The organism is Solwaraspora sp. WMMA2080 (assembly GCF_027497395.1).
In the GTDB taxonomy this organism is placed as follows: Bacteria; Actinomycetota; Actinomycetes; order Mycobacteriales; family Micromonosporaceae; genus Micromonospora_E.
This window is the reverse complement of the sequence record NZ_CP114910.1, coordinates 1,553,730-1,577,489: the sequence shown is the minus strand read 5'-3', so window position 1 is coordinate 1,577,489 and position 23,760 is coordinate 1,553,730. Positions and strand designations below refer to the sequence as shown.

Annotated in this window: 22 protein-coding genes; 6 read left to right on the top strand and 16 right to left on the bottom strand. The window is 70.5% G+C overall.

From position 1 onward, the window contains the following. Positions 1 to 272 precede the first annotated feature (272 nt). The 3 genes from O7543_RS07065 to O7543_RS07055 form a co-directional block, all read right to left on the bottom strand. Positions 273 to 3,875, bottom strand: coding sequence for an MMPL family transporter (locus O7543_RS07065; protein ID WP_281567360.1), 3,603 nt, complete (start codon positions 3,873 to 3,875; stop codon positions 273 to 275). Positions 3,876 to 4,009: 134 nt separating this feature from the next. Further along, positions 4,010 to 5,497 (bottom strand): ATP-binding protein, encoded by a 1,488-nt coding sequence (locus O7543_RS07060; RefSeq protein ID WP_281554582.1) that lies wholly within the window; start codon positions 5,495 to 5,497, stop codon positions 4,010 to 4,012. Next, positions 5,494 to 6,189: a response regulator transcription factor gene (locus O7543_RS07055; protein WP_281554583.1), complete on the bottom strand. Its 696-nt coding sequence runs from the start codon at positions 6,187 to 6,189 to the stop codon at positions 5,494 to 5,496. Before O7543_RS07055 ends, O7543_RS07060 begins: the two co-directional genes overlap by 4 nt. A 1,350-nt stretch (positions 6,190 to 7,539) precedes the next feature. Here O7543_RS07055 and O7543_RS07050 point away from each other — a divergent pair. Continuing rightward, positions 7,540 to 8,160 carry a DUF6518 family protein gene (locus tag O7543_RS07050; RefSeq protein ID WP_281554584.1) on the top strand — a complete coding sequence of 207 codons (621 nt, stop codon included), beginning with the start codon at positions 7,540 to 7,542 and terminating at the stop codon, positions 8,158 to 8,160. A 90-nt stretch (positions 8,161 to 8,250) separates the two neighbouring features. Continuing rightward, a complete protein-coding gene (locus O7543_RS07045) occupies positions 8,251 to 8,973 on the top strand; it encodes a DJ-1/PfpI family protein (protein ID WP_281554585.1) in 723 nt (240 codons plus the stop codon). 29 nt (positions 8,974 to 9,002) lie between these two features. On the opposite strand, the gene O7543_RS07040 is transcribed toward O7543_RS07045, so the two are convergent. From O7543_RS07040 to O7543_RS07030, 3 genes are all read right to left on the bottom strand, one after another. After that, positions 9,003 to 9,560: a Uma2 family endonuclease gene (locus tag O7543_RS07040; protein ID WP_281554586.1), complete on the bottom strand. Its 558-nt coding sequence runs from the start codon at positions 9,558 to 9,560 to the stop codon at positions 9,003 to 9,005. 77 nt (positions 9,561 to 9,637) lie between these two features. Then, positions 9,638 to 9,832, bottom strand: a complete 195-nt coding sequence (locus O7543_RS07035; RefSeq protein ID WP_281554587.1) for a DUF397 domain-containing protein — start codon at positions 9,830 to 9,832, stop codon at positions 9,638 to 9,640. After that, positions 9,829 to 10,656: a DUF5753 domain-containing protein gene (locus O7543_RS07030; RefSeq protein ID WP_281554588.1), complete on the bottom strand. Its 828-nt coding sequence runs from the start codon at positions 10,654 to 10,656 to the stop codon at positions 9,829 to 9,831. The genes O7543_RS07035 and O7543_RS07030 overlap by 4 nt, the downstream gene beginning before the upstream one ends. Positions 10,657 to 10,865: 209 nt before the next feature. Between O7543_RS07030 and O7543_RS07025 the strand changes: the two genes are divergently transcribed. Next, a complete protein-coding gene (locus tag O7543_RS07025) occupies positions 10,866 to 11,228 on the top strand; it encodes a hypothetical protein (RefSeq protein WP_281554589.1) in 363 nt (120 codons plus the stop codon). A 66-nt stretch (positions 11,229 to 11,294) separates the two neighbouring features. On the opposite strand, the gene O7543_RS07020 is transcribed toward O7543_RS07025, so the two are convergent. The 10 genes from O7543_RS07020 to O7543_RS06975 form a co-directional block, all read right to left on the bottom strand. Continuing rightward, positions 11,295 to 11,927: a hypothetical protein gene (locus O7543_RS07020; protein ID WP_281554590.1), complete on the bottom strand. Its 633-nt coding sequence runs from the start codon at positions 11,925 to 11,927 to the stop codon at positions 11,295 to 11,297. Next, a complete protein-coding gene (locus tag O7543_RS07015; RefSeq protein ID WP_281554591.1) occupies positions 11,924 to 12,874 on the bottom strand; it encodes an ABC transporter ATP-binding protein in 951 nt (316 codons plus the stop codon). The genes O7543_RS07020 and O7543_RS07015 overlap by 4 nt, the downstream gene beginning before the upstream one ends. Then, positions 12,871 to 13,287 carry a GntR family transcriptional regulator gene (locus O7543_RS07010; RefSeq protein WP_281554592.1) on the bottom strand — a complete coding sequence of 139 codons (417 nt, stop codon included), beginning with the start codon at positions 13,285 to 13,287 and terminating at the stop codon, positions 12,871 to 12,873. The genes O7543_RS07015 and O7543_RS07010 overlap by 4 nt, the downstream gene beginning before the upstream one ends. A gap of 81 nt (positions 13,288 to 13,368) precedes the next feature. Next, complete coding sequence (locus tag O7543_RS07005) at positions 13,369 to 14,274, bottom strand: septum formation family protein (RefSeq protein ID WP_281554593.1); 906 nt, start codon at positions 14,272 to 14,274, stop codon at positions 13,369 to 13,371. A gap of 14 nt (positions 14,275 to 14,288) precedes the next feature. Beyond that, complete coding sequence (locus O7543_RS07000; RefSeq protein WP_281554594.1) at positions 14,289 to 15,215, bottom strand: septum formation family protein; 927 nt, start codon at positions 15,213 to 15,215, stop codon at positions 14,289 to 14,291. A 96-nt stretch (positions 15,216 to 15,311) separates the two neighbouring features. Further along, on the bottom strand, positions 15,312 to 16,334 hold the full coding sequence (locus O7543_RS06995; RefSeq protein WP_281554595.1) for a polyprenyl synthetase family protein: 1,023 nt from the start codon (positions 16,332 to 16,334) through the stop codon (positions 15,312 to 15,314). Next, positions 16,331 to 17,389 (bottom strand): hypothetical protein, encoded by a 1,059-nt coding sequence (locus O7543_RS06990; protein ID WP_281554596.1) that lies wholly within the window; start codon positions 17,387 to 17,389, stop codon positions 16,331 to 16,333. The genes O7543_RS06995 and O7543_RS06990 overlap by 4 nt, the downstream gene beginning before the upstream one ends. Beyond that, on the bottom strand, positions 17,386 to 18,777 hold the full coding sequence (locus O7543_RS06985; RefSeq protein WP_281567359.1) for a cytochrome P450: 1,392 nt from the start codon (positions 18,775 to 18,777) through the stop codon (positions 17,386 to 17,388). Before O7543_RS06985 ends, O7543_RS06990 begins: the two co-directional genes overlap by 4 nt. Before the next feature lie 54 nt (positions 18,778 to 18,831). Beyond that, complete coding sequence (locus O7543_RS06980; RefSeq protein ID WP_281555562.1) at positions 18,832 to 20,136, bottom strand: cytochrome P450; 1,305 nt, start codon at positions 20,134 to 20,136, stop codon at positions 18,832 to 18,834. A gap of 213 nt (positions 20,137 to 20,349) precedes the next feature. After that, complete coding sequence (locus O7543_RS06975) at positions 20,350 to 20,547, bottom strand: hypothetical protein (RefSeq protein WP_281554597.1); 198 nt, start codon at positions 20,545 to 20,547, stop codon at positions 20,350 to 20,352. A gap of 17 nt (positions 20,548 to 20,564) precedes the next feature. On the opposite strand from O7543_RS06975, the gene rpe reads away from it, so the two are divergent. The 3 genes from rpe (at position 20,565) to ribD (ending at position 23,759) form a co-directional block, all read left to right on the top strand. Beyond that, a complete protein-coding gene (gene rpe / locus O7543_RS06970) occupies positions 20,565 to 21,245 on the top strand; it encodes a ribulose-phosphate 3-epimerase (RefSeq protein ID WP_281554598.1) in 681 nt (226 codons plus the stop codon). Further along, positions 21,239 to 22,204, top strand: coding sequence for a response regulator (locus tag O7543_RS06965; protein ID WP_281554599.1), 966 nt, complete (start codon positions 21,239 to 21,241; stop codon positions 22,202 to 22,204). The genes rpe and O7543_RS06965 overlap by 7 nt, the downstream gene beginning before the upstream one ends. Before the next feature lie 493 nt (positions 22,205 to 22,697). Further along, positions 22,698 to 23,759, top strand: a complete 1,062-nt coding sequence (gene ribD / locus O7543_RS06960; protein WP_281554600.1) for a bifunctional diaminohydroxyphosphoribosylaminopyrimidine deaminase/5-amino-6-(5-phosphoribosylamino)uracil reductase RibD — start codon at positions 22,698 to 22,700, stop codon at positions 23,757 to 23,759. The last annotated feature ends 1 nt before the right edge of the window (position 23,760 follow it).

The window sequence follows — 23,760 nt, the reverse complement described above, 5'->3', positions numbered from 1 at the left end:
ATCGGGACTGCCCGCAGACGCCATGACCTGGCCGGCGGCCTGCCCGCGGCAGTCCGAACGACTACCGCGGGCGCTCGCCGGCCAGGTCGTGACCCAACTCGACCAACCCGCCACCCTGAATCGATGGGCCATCCCGGATTACTGGCTGGTCACGGTCATTTTCGTACGCTTCGGTCTGCGGATCACCGACGAGCTGTGGCTGGCGCCGCGACCCGGGAACGGTGCGATCGCGTCAGCCGGTGCTGACCCGCAACGCGTGATCAGCACACGCCTCAGCAGGACCACCGGGCGATGCGCGGCGGCTGCCACTCGCCGGTCAGCACGTCGTCGGTGGGTAGGTAGACCCGCATGTAGACGTGGAAGACGCCGGCTGGGGCGGGCAGCCAGTTCGCCGTTCCGCCGGGTGGGGCAGTGGCGGACAGGAACAGGTCGAGTGATCCGTCCTGGTTCATCGTGAGAGCGGAACGATCGCCGAGGGCGTACCGGCTGAGCTCGTTGGGAACGAGGAAGTAGTTCTCGTCGTACATTGTCACCGACCAGAATCCGTCCGCGCTCGTCGGCGGGAGAGCGCCCGGCCGGAAGTGCAGTCGGTAGGAGCGTTCACCGCTGAGTGGCTGGCCGAGCAGATCGGACTGGGAGAAATAGTACGTCGACTCGGCGGGCACGTTGGCGCCCAGGCCGCCGGCGGCGATGCCGGCTCGGAGCAGGTAGTCGGTGCCGTAGGTGCCGGCGCTCAGGCTCGACCGCCACGTCCGCCCGGCGGCGGGGAACGCGGCTTCCGCGTGGCCGGCGACGAGGTACGCCTGCCCGTCGGTCACCGCCGCCTCCAGGGTGGCGACGGCCTGCGGATCCCCTTGGCTCGGGTTCCCGCCCGGCTCGACGCCGAGCGCGGCGAGACCGGCGAGTGCCGACGCGTCGGCGGCCGGGGGTGGGTCGGACGCGAGCACGGCGGCCAGTTCGTCGAAGAAGGCGGCGCCGGCGTCGTAGGGGGTCTGTGGCCGTGGCAGGTTCGCGCAGTCGGGCGTAGGCAGCGCCGGCGGCGTGTCGGTGGCGGGCGTTTCGAGGACGGCAAGCTGGTACCCGGCCATGACAGCCCTGGCGGCGGGCACGTCGTCGGGGTTCTTCACGAGCGTGCGGCCCAGCAGCCATACGTCCCAGGTCGGTCCGGACACCGACGTGACGCCACTCGGAAGTTCACCGGACCATCCGGGCGGAACGATTGCATACCTGCCGCCCGCAGGGTCCACGGTGCTGGTGCCGATGTTGGTGAACACGTTGGTGTACATGTCGAGGAACTGGAAGTTGTAGTACCGGTCGTCGATCGCCGGTACCGTCAGCACGACCGGTCCACGACGCAGGTCGAGCCACGCGATCGAGTAGAGGGTGTCGACGTTGGGTGCCACCACATCACGGCTGGCGGGAGTGGCGAGCTCAGGCGAGCTCACCAGCGTGTTGACGTTCCCGATGGCGCACAGTTGGTTGGCCCGGGTGCGGGCGGCGACGACCGGAGCGTAACCGTAGAGGTAGGCGTCGATGCCGGGCGTCGTTGTCGGCGCGGTGGCTTGGGCGCCTGACGGCACCGCGAGGCACCCGACGAGCGCTGCGATCACGGTCACCGGCATGGCTACCAGAAGGCGGTTACGCACGCGAATCTTTCTGATCGATTTGATCGAGGAATCGATGATCGGGATGGGATCCCGACCGCCCTCGCGGTCCACCTCGGTGGGGGTATGTCCCTCAACGGAGCCGGCGGCGTTCCCACCGGCCGGGCGGTCCAGTGCGACACCCTCCACGTCCATGGCGGGCAGCAGACGGTCGAGGCGGGGCGGCAGTGTCCAGGCGTGTGTGCCGAGCAGCCCGAGTGCGGCAGGGACCAGCGTCATCCGGACGAGGAAGGCATCCAGGAGCACGCCGAGGGCCAGCGCGAAGGCGATCGGGCGGACCGTTGCCGTCCCGCTGACCACGAAGCTGGCAAAGACCCCGATCATGATCAGTGCGGCGGCCGCGACGACTCTGCCGGCGTGCCGTGCTCCCTCGTGTACCGCGTCCCTCGGCTCACGGCCGTGAATGACCGCCTCGTGGATCCGGGAGACGAGGAAGACCTGGTAGTCCATTGCCAGACCGAACAGCACGGCCATCACGATGATCGGCATGAAGCTCACCAGCGAGCCGGTGGCGCCGTCGCTGAGGATGCCGCCGAACCAGCCCCACTGGAACAGCGCCACCGTGACGCCGAGGGTCGCGCCGAGGGTGAGTAGGTAGCCGACCGCGGCGATGAGGGGCACCAGCAGGGAGCGGAAGACCATCGTCAACAGCACCATCGACAGGCCGACGACGACCAGGGCGAACGGCAGGATAGCGGTAAGCAGCCGGGCGGAGACGTCGACGCCGAGCGCGGTCGTCCCGCTGACCTGGATGGTTGCGCCGGTCGTGGCGGTGATGTCCGCGGCCTCGTGCCGGATCGTCTGCACTACGTCGGCGGTCGCCGGGTCGGCGGGTCCGGTCGTGGGGATCACCTGGACCAGCGCGTACCGGGCGTCGGCGGAAATCCGCGGCGGCGCTACCGACGCTACACCGGGAATGTCGCTGAGACCTTCGGCGACGGCCGTGGCGGCCGTGTCCGGCTGGCTGGACCTGGAGAGGTCGGCGAGCACGAGGACCGGACCGTTGAGCCCGGGTCCGAACTCGTCGGAGACCGTGTCGTAGACCTGGCGCGCCTGGTCGCTGTTCGGCAGGCTCCCGTTGTCGGGCAGCGCCAGTCGCATGCCCGTCACCGGCACCGCCAGGACGAGTAGCGCGCCGACCCCGGCCGCGAGGATGACGACGGGCCGGCGCAGCACGCCCCGCACCCAGCGCTCGGCGCCGGGGACCGCGCGGCCCTCGGCGACGGCCGCGGCCCGCCTGCTGTCCCGCCCGCCCGGGCGCGGCGCCAGCCGCCGCCCGGCCACCGACAGTAGGGCCGGCAGCAACGTGATCGCCACCAGCACCGCGAGGAGCACGGTCGCCGCCGAGGACACCCCCATCACGGTGAGGAACGGCACCTGCGCCACGGCCAGGCCAAGGAGGGCGATGATCACGGTCGACCCGGCGAACACCACCGACGAGCCCGCAGCGGCGGTGGCCCGGACGACGGCCTGCGCGACGTCCGCCCCTGCGGCCAGTTCGGCGCGGTGGCGGACGACCAGCAGCAGGGCGTAGTCGATACCGACCGCGAGCCCGAGCATGAGCGCGAGCGTCGGGGCGGTCGTGGAGATCGTGGTCAGGGTCGAGGCCACCCAGATACCGACCAGCCCGGCGGCGACGCCGACGAGCGCGGTGAGCAGGGGCAGCCCGGCGGCGACCACCGACCCGAGAGTGACCGCGAGGACGACGACCGCCAGCAGGAGGCCGATCACCTCCGCCGCGTGCGAGGCGGAACTCGGCCCGCCGGAGAGTGCGTTGCCGCCGAGGAACACGGTCAGCCCGGCCTGCTCGGCCGGGGCCATCGCGGCCCGGACATCGTCGCCTGTCGAGTCGGGCAGTTCGCCCTTGAGTACGTCGAACTGCACGATGGCCAGCCCGGATCGGCCGTCGGCGCTGACCGTGCCCGGGGCCTGCGGTGGCGCGACGGCCCTCACGTGGTCGATTCCGGACACCGCCGTCAGCGACCGCTGGACGGCGGCGGTGTAGGCCGGGTCGCTCACCGTCCCGCCGTCGGGTGCCTCCAGCAGGATCTGCAGCGAGGTCCCGCCTGCACCGGGGAACTCCTCCTGCAGCACGTTCAGGGCCGCCTGGGACTCCGAACTGGGGATGGTGAACTCGTCGGTCAGGGCGCTCCCGCGCGCCGCGAGGCCTCCCACGAGGGCCAGGAGCAGCAGCACCCAGCCTCCGATCACGATGAATCTCTGCCGGTGCGCGAACCTGCCTACGCGCTGCAACAACCGGGCCATCAGTTCGTCATCCCTTCCGCTGTCCGGCGGGCCGGATGCCCGCTCGCCGTCCAGTCGACCGGCATGAGCTGACGGTGCGCCTATCCGGACCCTGACGAGCCCCTGCCGGGAACCTGACGGTTGGCTGACGGCAGCGCTGTGGGTGCCGCGACCGGGAGCCGGACGGTGATCGTGGTGCCCTCGCCGACCACGGACCGGCCGGTGACCTCGCCGCCCTGCGCGGTCACCAGGGCTCGGACGATGGACAACCCCAGCCCGGAGCCGGATCCGTCCCGGGACCGGCCGGCGTCGACCCGGTAGAACCGGTCGAACACCCGGGCCAGGTCGTGCTCGGCGATGCCCGGTCCGTGGTCGACGACCTCGACAGCGACCTCGCTGCGGGCGGCGGGGCCGACGGCCAGTTCGACGGGCGTGCCGGCCGGGGTGTGCTGGACGGCGTTGCCGACGAGGTTGCGGAACACCTGCTCCAGCCGCGGTGCGTCGCCGAGCACGGTGACCGGTCCGGCCGCATGTAGGGTGATCGCCCGGTCCGGCTTGATCACGCGCGCGTCCTCGATGACGCCTTCCAGCAGGGGCAGCAGGGGGACCGGTTCAGCGGCGAGCGGCCGCCCGGCGTCCATCCGGGCGAGCAGTGCCAGATCCTCGACGAGCAGGCGCATCCGGCCCACCCCGGCCTCCATTCGGCCCATCGCCCGGTCCAGGTCGTCGCGGTCCTCCAGGCCGCCCTGCACGTATAGGTCGAGCCAGCCGCTGATGCCGGTGAGTGGAGTGCGCAGTTCGTGCGAGGCGTCGGCCACGAACGAGCGCAGGGCCTGCTCGGCGCGGCGCCGGGCTTCGAACGCCTCGGTCAGGGCTGCGGCCAGCCGGACCGTCTCGGTACCGGAGCCGTGGGCGAGATCGCCGAAGTCGTGGTCCCCGGCGCCTCCGGCGATCTGGTCGGCGGCCTCAGCCATCCGTTCCAGCGGGCGCAGGCCGCGACGCAGGCTCAACGCGGCCACCGACCCCAGCACGATCAACGCGGCGACGGCGAACCCGAACCCGGTCCGCCGCAGGCGGACGATCACCGCCACGTCGTCGGTCCTGTCGACGGCGACGACAAGGAACCCGAGCGGGATCGACGTGCCGTCGCCGGACTCCACGACCAGTCCCGTGGCCCGGGCACGGGCCACCAGGAACGTACGGCCCCCGGCGGTCAGGTCGGCGGGTTCCCCGATCGGCAGGTCGCGGGTAGCTGCGACGAGGTCGCCCGCCGGTGGTGGTGGGCCATCTTGGAGGCGGTCGAAGGTGAACGCCGGCCGGCCGCTCGTGTCCAGACCGACCACGACCACGCCGGCGAAGGCGGGCAACGCGTCCGGCTCGATCACCACCCGGTCACGTCCGCTGAGGATCCCGCCGACGGAGGCGTTGATGTTCCACAGCCGCTCCTCGGCCCGCTCGGCGAGGTAGCGCTGCAGGAACAACGAGGTCAGGGCAGGACCGCCGACCAGCCCGACGAGCAGCAGGACGAGCAGATGGACCAGGAGCCGGCGACGGATCGACAGCGGCCGCACGGGCCGCCGCAGCCTCACCGGGGCTCCCTCACCGCGTACCCGAAACCACGCACGGTGTGGATCAGCGGCACGGACGCACCGTCATCGATCTTGCGGCGAAGATTGGCGACGAACCGCTCGACGACGTTGGCGTCCCCACCGAAGTCATACCCCCACACGTGCTGCAGGATCTGGCTCTTGGACAGCACCCGCCCCGCATTGTTGAGTAGAAAGACAAGCAGCCGGAACTCGGTCGGCGACAAGTGCACCGGCCGCCCCGCACGAGTAACCAGGTGAGCATCGAGGTCGACGGCCAGGTCGGCGAGCAGCAGCCGGTTGTCCTCGGACGGCACATCGGTGCCCGCCGTCCGTCGCACCAGCGCCTCCAGCCGGGCGACGACCTCGGCAACGCTGAACGGCTTGGTGACATAGTCGTCGGCGCCCAGCCGCAGCCCCTGGATCCGGTCCTCCACCTCCTGCCGCGCGGTCAGGAACAGCACCGGCGTGGTCTTGCCCCGGCCGCGCAGCAGCCGGACGGTCTCGAACCCATCCAGGCCAGGCATCATCACATCGAGCACGACAACATCGAACTCCTGGCCGGTCAGGCGCACCAACGCCGTAGCGGCGTCGGGCACGGCGTGCACCTCCCAGCCGGCGAACCGCAGGGTCGACTCGAGTAACTCGCGGATCTGCGCGTCGTCGTCGACGACCAGGACTCGTGGCACCGGCACCCGCACATCCTCCTCCACTACCGGCCCAAGGCGAAGCACACAGCTGAAGTGCGCAGGCACGCACGCATGCCGGCCCGCCCGGACGTCCGTGAACCTCCAAATCAGAGACTGCCGCAGGAGGACGCCTCGCCGCTATCCCGTTGCGTTCACGGAGCAATTGCGTCCGCGGTTGCTCATGGCTACTCAATCACCTCGGCCGAGCCGGCGAACACCGCATCCCTCCGGAGCATGGCGATGGCACCGTCCACGAACGTCACCATCTGGAGACACGCGGCGTTGGCGGCGTACGCCCTCGTGGTCAGCGGCCAGCACCCGCACCAGCTGCTCATCAAGTGCCGTCCAGTACCGCACGACAGCCACGAGACCACATCCGTAGAGACCCGCTGCCAGACGATCAACGGCCACGCCGCTACAACATCGCGCAACAGGTCGCCGGGCCCCGAGGTCGACCCAACAAACAGCTCAGACGGCTACATCGATGTACGCATCCTCGACCTCCAAACGGGTGGCGGACCGTTCGTACCGGCCCCCGCAGGGCAGGTCACAGTTGCCGGACACCGCAGCCCGGCGGTACGCCCGACCGGCAGCAGTTGAGGATGGGCGAATGGTTAGGCTCTGCACCCATGGCGCGCCACGAACTCAGGAAGTCAGCTGCGTCAAGTTCAGGTTTGCCGGCACCGTGGAAGCGGAACCAGACGTCGTCGTGACAACGGCTGCTGGTGACCGGGAAACCCTTGATCCCCGGTGCCGACGGAGGCGACGGCGATGAAGGTTCGGTCGGGGACTCGCGGTCGTTGACTGATCTGAGGTCCTCGTCGCCTAAGTCATGGCTCACGATCGGGAAGAGCTCGACGAACCCGAACCTCCCGCCGCCATAACGGACCATGAAGGCCTTGTGTAGCTCCGGGAGAATGACGTCCAGATGGGTCTCGACCTCGGAGATCTCCCTCTCGGTGACTGCCTACCCCTCGATGAGTGGGAAACCGTACTTGGCCAGCGAAGCGGCCGACTCCTGGCGCAGGGACTCGGCCAGCACGTCGAACCGCATGATGTCCATGCTGCTCAGCATATGTATCCGACGGCAGGTCGGCGGGGCGGGCGCACCGAATCGGCTGCACAGCTTGCCGCCCGGCTCTGCCGCCGACCAGCCTCTGGACGCAGACAGCGACAGAAGGGCGATGGAAGCTGCGAGTGAGTGGTCCCCGGCGCGGCCGAGCGATGGGTTCGAGGTGGTGTACGTTCCTCCCGCCCACGGGCGTGCAAGAACGTTGGAGTGGGGCAGGTGGCGGTGCGGTAGGTGCCCGCAGCGCGAGGAACGGCCTGGCCTGCGGCACGGTATGGTCCTACAGCATGTATCCGGACAATCGGCGCGTCGCGCTCGTCGCGGTGCTCGGCGGCTTCCTGCTGGGCTTCGTCGATTTCGTATGGATCAAGTTCATGCCCTGGTGGCCCCTTGCCGACCTGGGCAACTCGTCTGCGGTGTGGGCGGTCGCCGCGTTCTTCTTCGGGTACTGGGTCCGTACCGAATGGCTGCGGGCCGCTGCCGGTGCCGCCGCCGGACTGGTGATCGCCGTACCCGCCTACTACGTGGCGGCGGCGCTGGTCCAGGGCGACGACTGGTCGCTGCTGTGGGCGCCTACCTCTCTGCTCTGGATGGCCTTCGGGGTCCTCGCCGGAGTGGTCTTCGGCGTCGGCGGCATCTGGGCACGTGGCTCAGGCTGGCGGCAGACCATCGGTACGGCCCTGCCGGGCGCGGTGTGCTTCACCGAGGCGGCGTTGGAGGCGGCCCGAATCGGCGATCCGAGCTACGGCAGCGAGCGGATCCCGCATGTCGTGGTCCGAGCGGTGCTCGGCGTACTGGTGATCGTCCTGGCCGGTGGGACTACCCGTAACCGGCTCCTCAGCCTCGCCACGGCGCTGCCGTTGGCGCTGCTCGGCCTCGGAGCGTTCCTGGCGGCCGGCTTCCGCTGAACCAAAGGAACCTTCCCGTGCTTCGCCCGGAACCAGCATGCCTCTATCGCCGACTATCTATCTGCTGACGTTGGTGACGGAGGGACGTAGATGAAGCGACGGGCGATGTTGACGGGTGGGGCGGCGGTGGGCGTCGGAGCGCTGACCGGCGGACCGGTCGCGGCTGCGGCTGCGGCCGCGCCGCCGCGTGACACCAACAGACCCTTGCGGGTACGGATCGTAATGTTCGACGGTGTCGAGGAGCAGGACTTCATCGCCCCAAAGGAAGTGTTCTCGCTGGCCGGCTGGTACAGCGAACGGGAGATCGACGTCAACTACATGGTGCACGGTCGGCCACGCCTGGTCACCGCAGCGTTCGGCACCGAGGTACGGGTCAAGCATGGTTGGCAGCCCGAGACGGCCGACGTGATCATCGTTCCCGGTGGTGGTCGACCCGGCGAGCCCGGCATCTGGGCGGAGATCGAAAACGGGGCGCTGCCCAGCGCGCTGGCGGCGGCTCCCCGGCCGAGGCTCATCATGTCGTCGTTGTGCACCGGCGCGGTGCTCCTCGCCGTGGCCGGCCTGGTCGACGGCCGCCCCTGCACCACGCACACCGTCGCGAAGCAGCAGCTGACCTCGCGCGGCGGCATCGTCAAGAACGCCCGCGTGGTCGACGACGGCGACCTCGTCACCGCCGCCGGAATCACTTCCGGCCTGGACCTGGGGCTGCACCTGGTGAAGCGCCTGCTGGGTGCGGACGTCGCCATCCGGGTAGAGGAAGCCCTCGAATACCAGGCACGAGGCACCGTCTGGACCGATCCAGTCCGAACCTAGCCACAGCCATCGCTCGGCCGGCCGGGTGTCTACTCGTCGAGCAGTGCGGCCGTGTCGAGCGTGAACCGAAACGGTTGATCGGTGGTCAACACGTCGCCCTTGGTCGCGGTCACGTGCTCGACGTAGTGCTCGTTGTCAAGCCGGAAGAGCCGGAGTGTCACTGCTGACGGACCCGGCAACTCGGGCTCAACCAGCAGATACCACGAGATTCGGGCGGCGGCGTACAACTGCATCTTGAGCAGTCGATCGGTGGCGGCGTTGCTCGGAGACGTGATCTCGCAGATCAGCACGACCTCGGTCGCATCGGTAACGGATCCTTCGCTGCTGGTGTCGGCGACGACAAGGTCTGGGATCACGATCCGATCGGTACGCAATCTGACGTTGATCGCCTCGTACGCCTTGAGACCGGCAGACCGGGCCGCCGGATACAGCGCGGACATCAGCAGGAACGAGAGCTGTCGATGACGCTTGCTCGGTGCCGGACTGATCCACAGACGACCGTCGACCAGCTCGGTCCGGTCAGGTGTCTGGCCCAGTGCGAAGTACTTCGCTTCGTCCCAGGTTCGGTTGAGATCAAGGACGTTCACGCGTCACCAGTGTCAGAAGGAGGACGAGCGTCCCCCACCCCAGGGATAGGGGTGGGGGACAGGGCGATCGGCGGTGGTCAGTGGGGGAGGGTGCCGGTCTGTAGGGCGGTGGTGAAGGTGCCCCACTGCCGGGTGGTGAAGGTCAAGGTGGGGCCGGTGCGGTCCTTGCTGTCGCGTACCTCGGCCTGTCCGGCGTGCCGACGGGCTTCGACGCACGCTCCGCCGTTGCCGGCGCTGCGGCTGGAGGTGAACCAGGGGGTGTCAGGCTTCATCGCAGATGCTCCTCGATCGGGACCGACTGCCCGCGGATCAGCCGGAAAATTCGACGGTACTCCGCCAACTCCTCTGGACGCTCCAGGTAACGAGCACCCATATGAGACTCGACGTAGGCGATGTCCGGGTCGTCCGGGTCGGCGAAGTCGAGCAAGATGAACTGGCCGGAGAACGCAGGGTGAGCGCCGACGGACCAGGGCAGGACGCGGACCTCCACCCGTACCCGTCGGCCCAGGCTGGCCAGGTGGGCGCGCTGTTCGGCCATCACCGCAGGGCCGCCGACCTCGCGGACGAGCGCACCGGCCCCGAGAATCGCGACGATCCGGGCCGGCTGCTCGCGGTCGTAGTAGGAAATCTGCCGGTCCAGCCGCAGCGATACCAGCCGCTCGATCTTCTCCTGCGGCGCATCCGGATAGGTGGCGCGGAACACCGCGCGCATGTAATCCGGCGTCTGCAGCAGACCGTGGATCACCTCGGGGTCATAGACCCCGATCTCGGTGGCGGCGGCTTCGAGGCCGACGTACAGGCGGAACCAGTCCGGTACGGCGTCGCCGTGCGACTCCCACCAGCCGTGCTCGTCGCTTGCCCCGGCGAGCCGGGTCAACGCGTCCGTCGTCTCCGGGTCGGCACCGTAGAACCAGCAGAGACCGCGAACGGTGTTCATCTTGACCGGGAACTTACCGTTCTCGATGCGCCACAACGTCGTACGCGAACAGACCTTCGCCCGCTCCACCTCCTGCTCGGTGCGGGACGACTCCTCCCGCAGTCGGCGCAGCCGTCGCCCCAGCTGACGGCGCACCACAGTCGGTCCGGTGACCGGCATCGCTTCACCTTCCTCTCATCCGACACACCCACCACCCGCGCCAATGTTTCAGAAAGCAACCGCTGGCCGGGCTGGTCGCCGAAATCGCCACATCACAGTGGAGACAAGCCAGCGTCCACGATTGAGTCTGCCGTACGCCGGCTGGAAATGTGGTCCGCCACAAGGGTGAATTCACGAAATCCGGTATCTCGTGACGGAGGTTTGCGAACATGAGTGAGCGCACCGCCAGCGGTGGACACGTACCGCCGACCGGCATGTCCCGCGTCGACCGCGCGGGTCGGTCCGAGTTTTCCCTCGACGGGCTGTTGACCTGTGCCGGCTGCGACCGTCGGCTGGTCTGCCTGCAGACGTTGAGCGGCCGGGCGTACGGCGCACCGTGCGGCTGCCGGCCCGGCCCGGTCAACGCCGAAAGGCTCGAACGCCTCGTGCTCGACGCCGTCGTCGCGCACGGACGCGGCATGCTGATCCAGATCGAGGACGCCGCCGACCCGGGCAGCCTGATGCGCCGATTCCTGGCCGAGGTCCACGTCGGCAACACCATCGACGAGTTGGAATTCAGCTGGATCTACTGACCTGTACTGACCGGTGTGCTCATCAGAGCCAGCGGGGCGCGGGGACCGGTGCGGGCGTCACGTGGGTCAGGGCCGGCGGTGGACGGCGAGGAACGTGACTGCGGTGAGTACGGCCGCCGCGCCCAGGTAGACGCCGGACTCGGCGACCTGCAACTGCCAGTACGTCCACGAGCTGGCCTCGCGCACCACGCGTGCACCGCCCAGTTGGACGATGCCCAGCACCGGCACGCTGAGCGCCATCGCGACGTGCGTGTTGCGGGTCACCGCACCCAGCGCCGCGCCGAGGGCGAGCGCGAACAGCACCCGGGCGAGCGGGATCAGATCGTGCGACTCGTAGGCGAACCAGCGCATCGGGTCGCCGTCGGTCGTCGGCAACCCCCAGGTGACGGCGGCGGTCACCACGGCGGCGGCGGTCAGCGACCCGGCCGCCGCGACCGCCAGCCGAGCCGCCAGCCAGTGGCCGCGCGGCCGGCTCCGCGTCCAGGCCAGCCGGTGGGTGCCCTGCTCCAGGTCGCGGGCCACCAGCGGCACGCCCCAGAACATGCAGACCCCGATGGTCAGGTAGCCGGCGAACAGCTGGGTGATGGTGACGAACTCGGCGTCGACGTGGGCGGCCGCCGTCAACCCGCCGTAAAGGCAGATCAGGATCGCAGCGGCGATGAACGGGAACCGCTGCTGACGCCAGGCGAGCCAGATCATCGGACGTCCTTCCCCGCCGGTTGACCGGCCGCGACGAGGGTGGGCGCGGGCAGGCAGACGGCGTCCGGGTTGCGCAGGTACGCCAGCACCAGCTCCTCCAGGCCGGGCACCTGCCCGTCGTCGTGGCTGGCCGGCTGCCCGCGTACCGTCGCCGGCTCTCCGCGTACCACTGTCGACGCCTGCCGGACCAGCGCGGTGGTCTGCCGGGCCGTGACGCTCAGGTGTACGGGCGGATGGTCCGCCGCCCGCAGCCGCTGCGCCAGCTCGGCCGGCCCGGTCAGCACCCGGTGCGCCTCGGTCAGCTCGTCGAATCCGCCGGCCACCTGCAGCCGGCCACGGTTGAGCAGCAGCAGGTAGTCGCAGGTGTCGACCAGGTCGGCCAGGATGTGCGAGGAGAGCACCACGGTGGCGCCGGTGTCGGCGACGGCGGCCATCAGCGCACCCATCACCTCGGTACGGGCCAACGGGTCCAGGTCGGCGAGCGGCTCGTCGAGCAGCAGCAGTTCGGCGCGTTTGCCCAGGGCGAGGGTCAACGCGACCAGGGTGCGCTGCCCACCGGAGAGGGTACGGATCCGTTGCCGCAGCGGGATGCCGTAGTCGTCGAGCCGGGCCAGCGCCCCGCCGGTGTCGAAGGCCGGGTTGGCGGCCTGGCCGAAGTGGAGCATCTCCGCGACGGTGAACCCGGCGAACAGGGGTTTGTCCTGGGCGACGAACGCGACCCGGGCCAGGTCGTGGCCGTGCCCGGTGAGTGGCCGCCCGCCGACCCGGACCTGCCCGGCGCTGGGGGTGAGCAGGCCGACCGCCAGGTGCAGCAGGGTGGTCTTGCCGGCACCGTTCGGGCCGACGAGCGCGGTGACCGTGCCGGCCGGTACGGCGAGCGTGCAGTCGCGCAGCGCCCAGCTGCGGCCGTACCGTTTGCCCAGGCCGGTGGTCTGCAACGTGGTCATCCGGTCCGCTCCGGCCGGTTGTCCGCCGCTCGGGGCGAGGCGTTCTCGGCCAGTTCGGCCGCGAGGATGGCGCGCAGGTCGTCGTCGTCCAGGCCCGCGGCGCGGGCGGTGGCGACCCAGGCCGCGAGCTGGGTGCGGATCGCCGGGTCCCAGGCCGCGCGGCGGGCCGACAGCGACGCCAGTATGAAGGTGCCGACGCCGGGCCGGGACTGCACCACGCCGTCGCGTTCCAGTTCGCGGTACGCCTTGTGCACCGTGTTCTGGTTGATCCCGAGTGCGGCGACGACCTCCCGGGCGGTCGGCAGCCGGTCGCCCTCCTGCAGCCAGCCGAGCCGCACCGCCTGGCGTACCTGCTGCACCAACTGCAGGTACGGGGTGACGCCGGACCGGCGGTCCAGCCTGAACTCGATCACGCCGACTCCTATTCTGCTAGGCCGCTAGCAGAATAGCACTATGCCTGGTCGGGGGTCGGGCGCGCCAGGGATCGTGAGCGGCTACCAGACCGGGAACAGGTCGGGCCCGCCGCCCTTGGCGGAGCGGACCAGCGGGGTGGTGAAGTCGGGTACGTACAGGAAGCAGCGGACCCGCAGGTCGCCTGCCCACACCGAAGGGTTCCCCGTCCGGAACCAGAACGTGGCCACCCGGTAGGGCAGGTCCTCGTCGACCGGCAGGTCCGCGTAGTCGGCGATCATCAGCAGGCAGCGCTCCTGAATCGCCTCGTCCCCGGGCCAGCTGCCGGGCAGGGTGCCGCCGTCGAAGACGCCGACGAACTCGCCGTGGTGCGGCCGGGCGCAGTCGACCGGCTCCAGCGCTTCGAGGTGGTCGTCGCCCCACCGCACGTCGTGGCAGCCCAGCCGCAGCGCGCCACCGTCGGCCAGCGTGCCGCGCAGACTTCCGGTCCGGGGCAGCACCTTGTCCCGGAACACACTGCTGATCTCGGTGAGGTCGCAGCGGAACCAGCGGGCCCCGGCGCTCCAGGCCGCCTGCGGCGGCACCAGCACGGTCATGTCGAGCAGGCCGTGCTGCCAGATGTCGCCGAGGAACTCGGCGGCCCGGGCATCGCACTCGACGCGGGCCGTCTCGCGGGCCGGGACATTGCCCACCGGGGCGGTCGTCCGTTGCGCGTCGGCACCGGTGAAGGTGCCGACGTGGACTGTCTCGACCAGGTGCAGTTCGTCGCAGTCGACCGGACGGTAGTACCTGCCGCTGCCCGAGGCAGCCTCGGCGCGGTGGCAGGTGCCGGCCTGCGGGACGAAGGTGGTCGGCTCGTCGAACCCGGCCCAACCGTCGGTGAGGGTGCCGTCGGTCCCCGGCGGCGGTGCCGCACAGCCGGCCGTAACGGCCAGCGACGCGGCGGCCAGCAGCGCGACCATCCTGGTCCGTAGCGGCTGCAAGATCATGAGAATTTGCCGATTCACTGGTACTGGATGGGCAGGGCGCTGGTGCCGCCGGCGCGCACCGAGCCGGTCAACAGCGGGTCGGCCCGCCAGGCGAAGCAGCGGATCGCCCTGTCGCCCTCCGCCCAGTCCAGGACGTCGGAGTAGGTGTAGATGGTGCCCACCCGGTACTGCAGGTCGCCGTTGTTCGGCACCTTCGCGTAGTCGGCCACCACCTTGCGGCACCGGGTGTGAACCCGATCGTCGTTCAACTCCACCTCGTCGTACCCCAGTTTGTCCTCCACGTACGTGCCGGCGAACTCGGCCTGGTGCGGGGTGTCGCAGTCCAGCGGCTCGGTCAGCGGCTCGTCGTCGACACCGACCGCCGCCGAGTCGTAGCACGTCAGAAGCAGCGGATGGCCGGGAGCGTGCAGCGCACCCTTGATGGTGCCGTACCAGTCGACCAGTGGGCCGCCAGGACTGTCCACGACCCCTACGTCGCAGCCGAACCAGCGGGCCCCGCCGGTCCAGGCGGCGTCGGACGGCGACACGACCGTCATCTGCAGCCGGGCGGTTTGCCAGGGACCGCCAAGGAACTCGTTCACCCTTCGGTCACACTCGGCCCGGGCGGCCCGCCGGGCCGGAATCAGACCGTCCGCCGCGCCGTCCTCGTCGAACGGCACCGCCGGCTCGTCGCCGAGCGTTCCGACGTGCACGGTCTCCACCAGGTGGTACCGGACGCAGCCAACTGGTCGATAGCTCTCCCAGTCAATGAAGCGCCGACTAGCGTTATGGCAGCTGCCGGCCTCGGGTGCGAAGTGGACGGGTTCGTCGAACGCGGCCCAGCCGTTGACCAGATCCCCGTCCACGCCCGGCGACAGCGGCACACAGCCGGCCATCGTGGTCAGTGACGCGGCGGTCAGCAGCGCTGCCAGCCTCGCCCGGACACCCCACCGTCGCGCCATGATCCTGCCGCCTCCCCGTTGTCCACTCAAGCCGACGAGGCTACGACACCGGGTCGACCGCCGACCGGCCGGGCCCCGGAGCACTGTCTAGCACGGTCAGTGGTCCCGATGGGTGGCCAGGTCGGCGAGCTGGGCGAGCGCCGTACCCGCGCCGGCTTCGGGCCGGGCCGTCGCCAGCCGGTCGAGCGCCGCCGCCCGGTGCCGGTCCGCCTCCCGCCTCGCCCAGTCCCGGCCGCCGGCCTGCTCGACGAGCAGCGCGGCCCGGGCCACCTGCCCGTCGGTGAACCCGCCCGGTATCGCGTACAGCAGGGTCAGCTCGGCGCCGGCCGGCGTGCCGCTGCCCATCGCGAACACCACCGGCAGCGACTTCTTGCGCTGCCGCAGGTCGGCGCCGACCGGTTTGCGGGTCACCGCCGGGTCGCCCCAGATGCCAAGCAGATCGTCGACCAGCTGGAACGCCATCCCCAGGTGGTGGCCGTACCCCTTCAGCCCGTCGATCCGGTCCGGGGCGGCGCCGCCGCTGATCGCGCCGACCGCGCAGGCGGCGCCAATCAGCGACGCCGTCTTGCCGGCCGCCATCGCCAGGCAGGCGTCCAACCCCACGGCGGTACGTGACTCGAACGCCACGTCGGCGCTCTGCCCGGCCACCAGATCCAGCAGCACCTGGCACAGCTCGGCGGCGGCTGGGGCGGCCTGCCCGCGTACCGTGTCGAAGGCCAGCGCGAGCAGCGCGTCACCGGCCAGGATGGCCTGCGCGTCGCCGAACGCGGCCCCGGCGGTGGGCCGGCCACGCCGGGTCCGGTCGCCGTCCATCACGTCGTCGTGCAGCAGGGTGAAGTTGTGCACCAGCTCCACCGCGACCGCCGCCGGCACCGCCCGGTCCGCCGGGGCACCGACCGCCTCGGCGCAGGCCAGTGCCAGGCCGCCGCGCAGCCCCTTGCCCCAGCCGGCTTCGGCCGGGCTGCCGTCGGCGGCGTACCAGCCGAAGTGGTAGCCGGCGACGGTGTGGATCGGGTCGGCGAGCCGGTCGACGGCGCGGCGCAGCTGCGGCTCGATCAACGTCCGCGCCGCCGCCAGTCGCGCCCAGGCGTCGCGTTGTGCGGTGGTCGTGGCGGTCAACCCTGGCTCCCGAGCAACGTGGCCTCCAGATACTCCTGTGGCGCCGGTTCGGTGGTCGCCGGCGTCGGCTGGTAGCGCTTTGTCCGGCTGGACCAGTCGACGTTGCCGCGCATCCAGCTGCGCATCCCGGCCAGGTACGGCTCCAGCACCGCCGGCCGGCCGGGGAAGGTCCGCCGCAGCTGCGCCTCCGCCGCCAGGTACAGGTCGGTCTCGGCGTCGATCGCCCGGGTCACCCGGTCGACCGCCGCGTCGCGGTCTAGCCCATGGTGGTAGCCGACGATGTACGCCAGGTTGTGTACCTCGCCGAGGGCGCGTTCCTTGTCCAGCGAGTAGATGTCGTTGGTCCAGCAGACCACGTTGCAGGCGGCGTCGAGCGCGGTGCGAAACGGCGCGCTGTCGTACACCTCGTCGGGCATGTCGATTCGTTCGACGACGTCGATGAAGTCCATGCAGACGTAGATCGCCCCGGTGTGCCGGCGTTTCTCGATGTAGGTGGCCTCGTCCGGCACGGTGCCGGACAGCCGGTTGCCGGCCTCCCAGGTGGCGGCGGTGGTCAGGCACTGCTCCAGGTGCCGTACGAACAGTTGCCGCCAGCGGGCGGTGGCGTCCGGCGCGGTACGCCGCCACAGGTCGGCCAGCGACGACACCGCCCGGGGCAGGTCCCGGCGCCGCGCGTCGGCGGCGCCGAAGTCGTCGGCGGACAGCACCCGCCGCATCGCGGCCATCACCTCGGCGAGGTGCTGCGGGCTGCGTCCGTCGGCACCGTCGTCCAACTGGTCGTCGACCAGGAACAGCCAGGCGAACCAGTCGGCCATCAGCTCGGCATGCGCCGCGTCGGCGGTCGGGTAGACCATCGACGCGAACCAGCCGAAGTCGGCGTGGTCGAATCGGGCGCGGGCCTGCTCACGCAGCACCAGTCCGGTATCGCGTACCCAACTGGTCAGGTGCGCGCGGGCCTGTTCGACGTGCGGGTTGAGCTGGTAGGGGAAGCGGTCGAGGGTCTGCTGGACCGGGTCGAGGCTCAGGTGGCTGGCCGTGTCGTCCGTGAAGGTCACCGGTACTCCAGGTTGAGGTGGACCCCGCCCTTGGGGTGCAGGGTGATCAGCGCCTCCGGCCGCACCTCGGGTGCGTCCGGTGGCAGTACGAGCCGGTGCCGACGGGCCACCGAGGCCAGCACCAGGACCAGCTCGGACAGCGCGAAGTGTTTGCCGATGCAGATCCGGTGGCCGCTGCCGAACGGCACGTAGACGTGCTTCGGGCGCCGCGCCACCTGCTCCGGGGTGAACCGCTCCGGGTCGAAGCGTTCCGGGTCGTCCCAGAAGTCGGGGTGCCGGTGCAGCAGGTAGCTGTTGATCAGCATGTTGGTGCCGGCCGGCACCCGGTAACCGTCGATCACGTCGGCCGAGCTGGCCCGGCGCATGAACTGGTACGCCGGTGAGTAGATGCGCAGCGTCTCGTCGGCGACCATCCGGGTGTACGGCAGCCGGGGCAGGTCCTCGAAGGTCGGCGTCCGGCCGGCGAGCACCGAGTCGACCTCGGCGTGCAGCTTCGCCTCCACCCTTGGGTGCCGGGCGAGCAGGTAGAACGCCCAGGACAGGGTGTTCGTGGTGGTCTCGTAGGCGCCGATGCAGATGTTGAGCACCTCGTGGTGCAGCTGTTCCAGGTCCATCCGCTGGCCGTCGGTCTCGTCGACGGTGTGCAGCAGCAGGGTGAGCAGGTCGGTCTCCTCGCCGGTGGGCACCTCCTCGTGCAGCCGGCGGTTGATGAACGTTGACACGAAGGTGTCCATGTCGGCGATCGCGGCCCGCAGCCGGCGGTGCCGGGGGGTCGGCACGCTCAGCGGCGGGAACGGGAATCGGAAGAACGCGCCGAGGATCGCGTTGGCCTCGCCGAATGCCCGTTCGAAGGCCTGCGCGATGTCGCCGACCTGCGCGCTGAACAGCGACCGGTTGACGATTCGTAGGGCGAGTTGGCCGATCTCGTCGGTGACGTCGAGGGTGCCGCCCCGGCCGTAATTCTGCTCCCACCGGACGAGCATTTGTTCGGCTTCGTCGGTCATGTTTCGGGTGAAAGAGCTGACCGTACGGGGTGTGAAGTGCGGTGCCATCATCCGCCGTTGCCGTCGCCACAGATCCATGTCCGGGTTGGCGATGAGCCCTTTGCGCAGCACCGGCCGGACGACCTTGAACAGGACGGCGTTCTTGTCGTACTTCTCGCCCTCGTCGACCAGCACATGCCGGATGTAGTCGGGATGGTTGACCAGCACCATTGGGATACCCAGGGGCCGGAACCGGAAAATGTCGCCGTAGCGGTCGACGCCCCGGCCGAGGAAGGCGAGCTGGTCGCGTTTGAAGGCCAAGGTGCCGCCGACGCCGCTGCCCGGCGTGACGGTGGGTATCTCCCGGGTGCCGCCCGGGGCTCGGCTGCGTACCTGCGGGGACATGCTCTTCTCACTTTCCACGGGTCGACGCGGTGGACCGGTCAGCGATGGTGCAGGTCAGCGACGGTGCAGTCGGAGCCACATGCCGCCCGCCGGGTGCAGCGTGACCAGCGGTGCGAAACCGACCGGCGGCGCGCCCTCGGGCAGGCTGACCGCGAACGTCTGGGCGAGCATCACGGTGATCAGGTGCAGCTCGGTACGGGCGAAGTGTTTGCCGATGCAGTGCCGCGGGCCGCTGCCGAACGGCTGGTAGACGTGCCGGGGCCGGGCGGCGACCGCTGCCGGGGTGAAGCGGTCGGGGTCGAAGCGGTCCGGGTCGGGCCAGAAGTCCGGGTACCGGTGCAGCAGGAGCAGGTTCATCAGCACCTCGGTGCCCTGCGGGATGCGGTAGCCGCCGACCACATCGTCGGTCGCCGCCCGCCGCATCGTCTGCCAGGCGGGGGTGAACAGCCGCAGCGTCTCGTCGATGACCATCCGGGTGTACGGCAGCCGGGGCAGGTCGTCGAAGGTCGGCACCCGCCCGTCGAGGGCGGTGTCGACCTCGTCGTGCACCCGTTGCTGCACCTGCGGGTGGCGGGCCAACTGGTAGTACACCCAGGAGATCGAGTTGCTGGTGGTCTCGTACCCGGCGATGATCATCGCCAGGATCTCGTTGGAGAGCTGGTCCGGGGTGAGCCTGGTGCCGGTGACCGGGTCCACCGCGTGCCGTAGCAGGCTGAACAGGTCCCGGTGGTCGCTGTCGCGCTCGTGCTGGCGGGTGTCGATCAGGTAGCGGACGAAGCCGTCCAGCTTCCGGGTCAGTGCACGGATCCGGTTGCGGGACGGGGTGCGCCAGCTCAGCGGCGGGAAGGGGAACCGGAGGAAGTCGCCGAGCCGGCGGTTGACTTCCAGGAAGTCGCGTTCGAACTGGTGGCTGCGCTCGTCGGGCTCGACGCCGAACAGCGACCGCAGGACGATCTTCAGCGCCAGGTCGGTGAGCGGTCCGACGACGTCGACCGGCGCACCGGAGGCAGCCTCCGGCGCCCATCGGTGGATCATGTCCGCGGTCAGGCCGGTCATGTTCGGGGCGAAGCGGGCGACGCTGGCGTGGTTGAACGTCGGCTGCATCAGCCGGCGGTTACGTTGCCAGGTCTCGTCGCCCCGGTTGCCGATCAGTCCTTCCCGGAGGATCGCCCGGACCGTACGCCAGAGAAAGCTTTCCTTGTCGTAGTTGGCGTGTTTGTCGACCAGGACATGGTGGATGTGCTCCGGGTTGGTCAGTACCACCATCGGTATACCACCGAGACGTATCCTGAAGATGTCACCGTGGTTACGGACCGCGTCCTGCAGGAATGCAAGCTGATCCCGGCGCATAGCCCGCATCCCGACGAGATTTTCCCGCAGGCTGAGCCGTGGAACTGGCCTGGATCTGCTGCGGGCAGCCGGATCTGCGTCGACGCGACGCGGGTCGGTCATGGCGGCCACCTTACCGAAGGTGCTGTCGTGGCTACAATCGGAAATTTTGCATTGCCGGTGGTGGATCTTGGAGCTATTCGAGCCACCACCGGCGCCGTTGCGTATGTCGGTAAATGGCAGTCAATAACGCATTCGCGCGGATTGTTGGGCCGGCGTACCCGCCTGCGACGCCCGGTCGCGGGCCCGGTGCCGACCGCCCCGCCGACCGCCCCGGCTACCCGCCCGCCGACCGCCGGGTCGGCCGTCCATCGGCGGGTCGGCCGTCGGGTCCGCCGTCGGGCGGGCGATCGTCGTGGCGGGTGTGGAACGCTTGCTCACGTTCGTAGACTGGCGCGGTGACCGCACCAGCGCCGCTCATCGCGCCCAGCATCCTGGCCGCCGACTTCTCCCGTCTGGCCGACGAGGCCCGCGCGGTCGAGGGGACGGCGGACTGGCTGCACGTCGACGTGATGGACAACCACTTCGTGCCGAACCTGACCATCGGGTTGCCGGTGGTGCAGAGCCTGCTGCCGGCCACCTCACTACCGTTCGACGTGCACCTGATGATCACCGACCCGCGCCGCTGGGCACCGGGCTACGCCGACGCCGGCGCGTACAACGTCACCTTCCACGCCGAGGCGTGCGACGACCCGGTGGCGCTGGCCAAGGAGCTGCGGTCGGCCGGGGCCAAGGCCGGCCTGGCGGTCGACCGGGACACCCCGGTGGAGGACTACCTGGAGCTGCTACCCAGCTTCGACACCCTGCTGGTCATGACGATCAAGGCCGGGTTCGGCGGCCAGCGGTTCATCCCCGAGATGCTGGAGAAGGTCCGCGCCGCCCGCCGGCACGCCGCCAGCGGCCATCTTGAGCTGCGGATTGAGGTCGACGGCGGGATCGCCGCGGACACCATCGAGCAGGCCGCCGCGGCCGGCGCGGACGCGTTCGTCGCCGGCACCGCCGTGTACGGCGCCGAGGACCCCGCCGAGGCGGTCCGCAGACTGCGGCAGATCGCCGAGCGGACCGCGCCACGGTGGTGAGCCCGGAAGGGGCCGAGTCCCGGCCGGACCTGATCCTTGTCGTCGACGACGATGTCGACATCGCCCGGTTCGTCGAGGTCAACCTGCGGTTGCACGGCTTCGACGTGATGCTCGCCCATGATGGTCAGGAGGCTCTGGAGATCATCGAACGGCACCGCCCGGACCTGGCCGTGGTCGATCTGATGATGCCCCGTATCGGCGGGTTGGACCTGACCCGGCGGCTGCGGGCCGACCCGATGACCGCCGCATTGCCGATCATCATGCTGACCGCCAAGGGGATGACCGTCGACAAGGTCGTCGGGCTGACCGCCGGCGCCGACGACTACCTGGTCAAGCCCTTCGACACCTCGGAGCTGATCGCCCGGGTCAGCTCCACGCTGCGGCGCAACCGCGAGTACCGCGAGGTGTCCCCGCTGACCGGGCTGCCTGGCAACACCCGGGTCAGCCGGGAGATCACCGACCGGGTCCGCAGCGGCGCCGACTACGCCGTCGGCTACGTCGACATCGACCGGTTCAAGAGCGTCAACGACGTGTACGGCTTCGCCCGCGGCGACGAGTTCATCTCCGCGTTGGCCCGCTGCATGCACCGGGCGGTGGTGTCGATCGGGTTGCCGCCGGCGTTCCTCGGCCACATCGGCGGCGACGACTTCGTGGTGGTCTGCGCGCCCGAACAGGTGCGGCCGATCATCGAGCAGGCGATCCTCGACTTCGAGAAGGCCGCCGACGAGCTGTACGACCCGTCCGACGCCCGGCGCGGCTACGTGGAGGTCAAGGACCGGCGCGGCAAACTGCAGAAGGCTGCCCTGGTCACCCTCTCGGTCGGGGTGGCGGTGTCGGCGGGCAGCCGCCGGTTCAGCGACCCCCGCGAGATCATTACGGTGGCCAACGAGATGAAGTCGGTTGCCAAGAGCCAACCCGGCTCGTACATCGCGGTCGACCGCCGGCTGTCCACCAACTGACCTGCCAGAACAGGCCGACGACCGACCTTCTGTCGGGTATCCGACAGCTGTGAGGTCGGTCGCGTCTCTGGCGATGATCCCCGTGCACTGTGTAACACTCGGAGAAGCACCCACCACGCGCTGGCGGGACTCGGTGAAATTCCGAACCGGCGGTGATCCACGGCGCGAGCCGTGGCCAGCCCGCGACCCGGTCGTAGTCGCAGACGACGCCCGGTGGATCCGGTGAGACTCCGGAGCCGACGGTTGGGCCAGACCGTGCCGACGTGGCACGGACCGGCCCAGACAGTCCGGATGGGAGACAGCGCGCGGAACGGACGCTCAGGTGTGGCGTGCCGACTGGCACCGCCGTACCCGTGCAGCGCCCCGGGGCCGGTCCGTCGTGGCCGGGCGCCGAGGCGTTCCGCCGCCGCCATGCTGTCGCCGGCCACCCCCACCGGGCCCGGCACCTCCCGCCCGCCGCGCACCCCGGCAGGCGAGGAGAAGAGAAACGGCCATGGCGATCCTCTCCGAAGACGAGGCGATGCGGCGCGCCATCGACCTCGCGGTCCGTGGCCTCGGCTCGGTCAGCCCCAACCCCATCGTCGGCTGCGTCCTGCTGGACACCGCCGGCCACGTCGTCGGCGAAGGCTTCCACGCCTACGCCGGCGGGGCGCACGCCGAGATCGCCGCCCTCGCCCAGGCCGGCGACCGGGCCCGTGGCGGCACCGCCGTCGTCACCCTCGAACCGTGCAACCACGTCGGACGCACCGGACCCTGCTCCACCGCCCTGGTCGACGCCGGGCTCGCCCGCGTCGTGCTGGCCGTACCCGACCCCAACCCGATCGCCGCCGGTGGCACCGAGACGCTGCGCGCCGCCGGCATCGACGTCGAGGTCGGGCTGCGCGCCGCCGAGGCCGAGAACGCCAACATCGCCTGGCTGACCGCCGTCCGTCGGCGCCGCCCCTACATCACCTGGAAGTACGCCGCCACGCTCGACGGCCGCTCCGCCGCCGCCGACGGCACCAGCATGTGGATCACCTCGGAGGCGGCCCGCGCCGACGTCCACACGCTGCGCGGCACCGCCGACGCGATCATCGCCGGCGTCGGCACCGTACTCGCCGACGACCCTCGGCTCACCGTCCGGACCCCGGGCACCGGCGGACCCGCCGTCCGGCAGCCGCTCCGGGTGATCGTGGACAGCTCCGGGCGTACCCCGGCCGACGCCCGGGTCCGGGACGCTGCCGCCGGCACCTGGATCGCCACCACCGCGGACGTCGGCGCCGACCACCGCGGCCGGGTCGACCTCACCGCCCTGCTGACCGCCCTCTACGACCGGGGCATCCGCTCCGCGCTGCTGGAAGGCGGCCCGGTGCTCGCCGGAGCGTTCCTGCGCGCCGGCCTGGTCGACCGGGTGGTCGGCTACCTCGCCCTGAGGCTGCTCGGCGCCGGCCCCGCCGCGCTCGGCGACGCCGGAGTGCACACCATCGCCGACGCCATCGACCTGACCATCGTCGACGTCACCCAGGTCGGCCCCGACCTGCGGATCACCGCCGTACCCCGGCAGAAAGAGGGCTGAG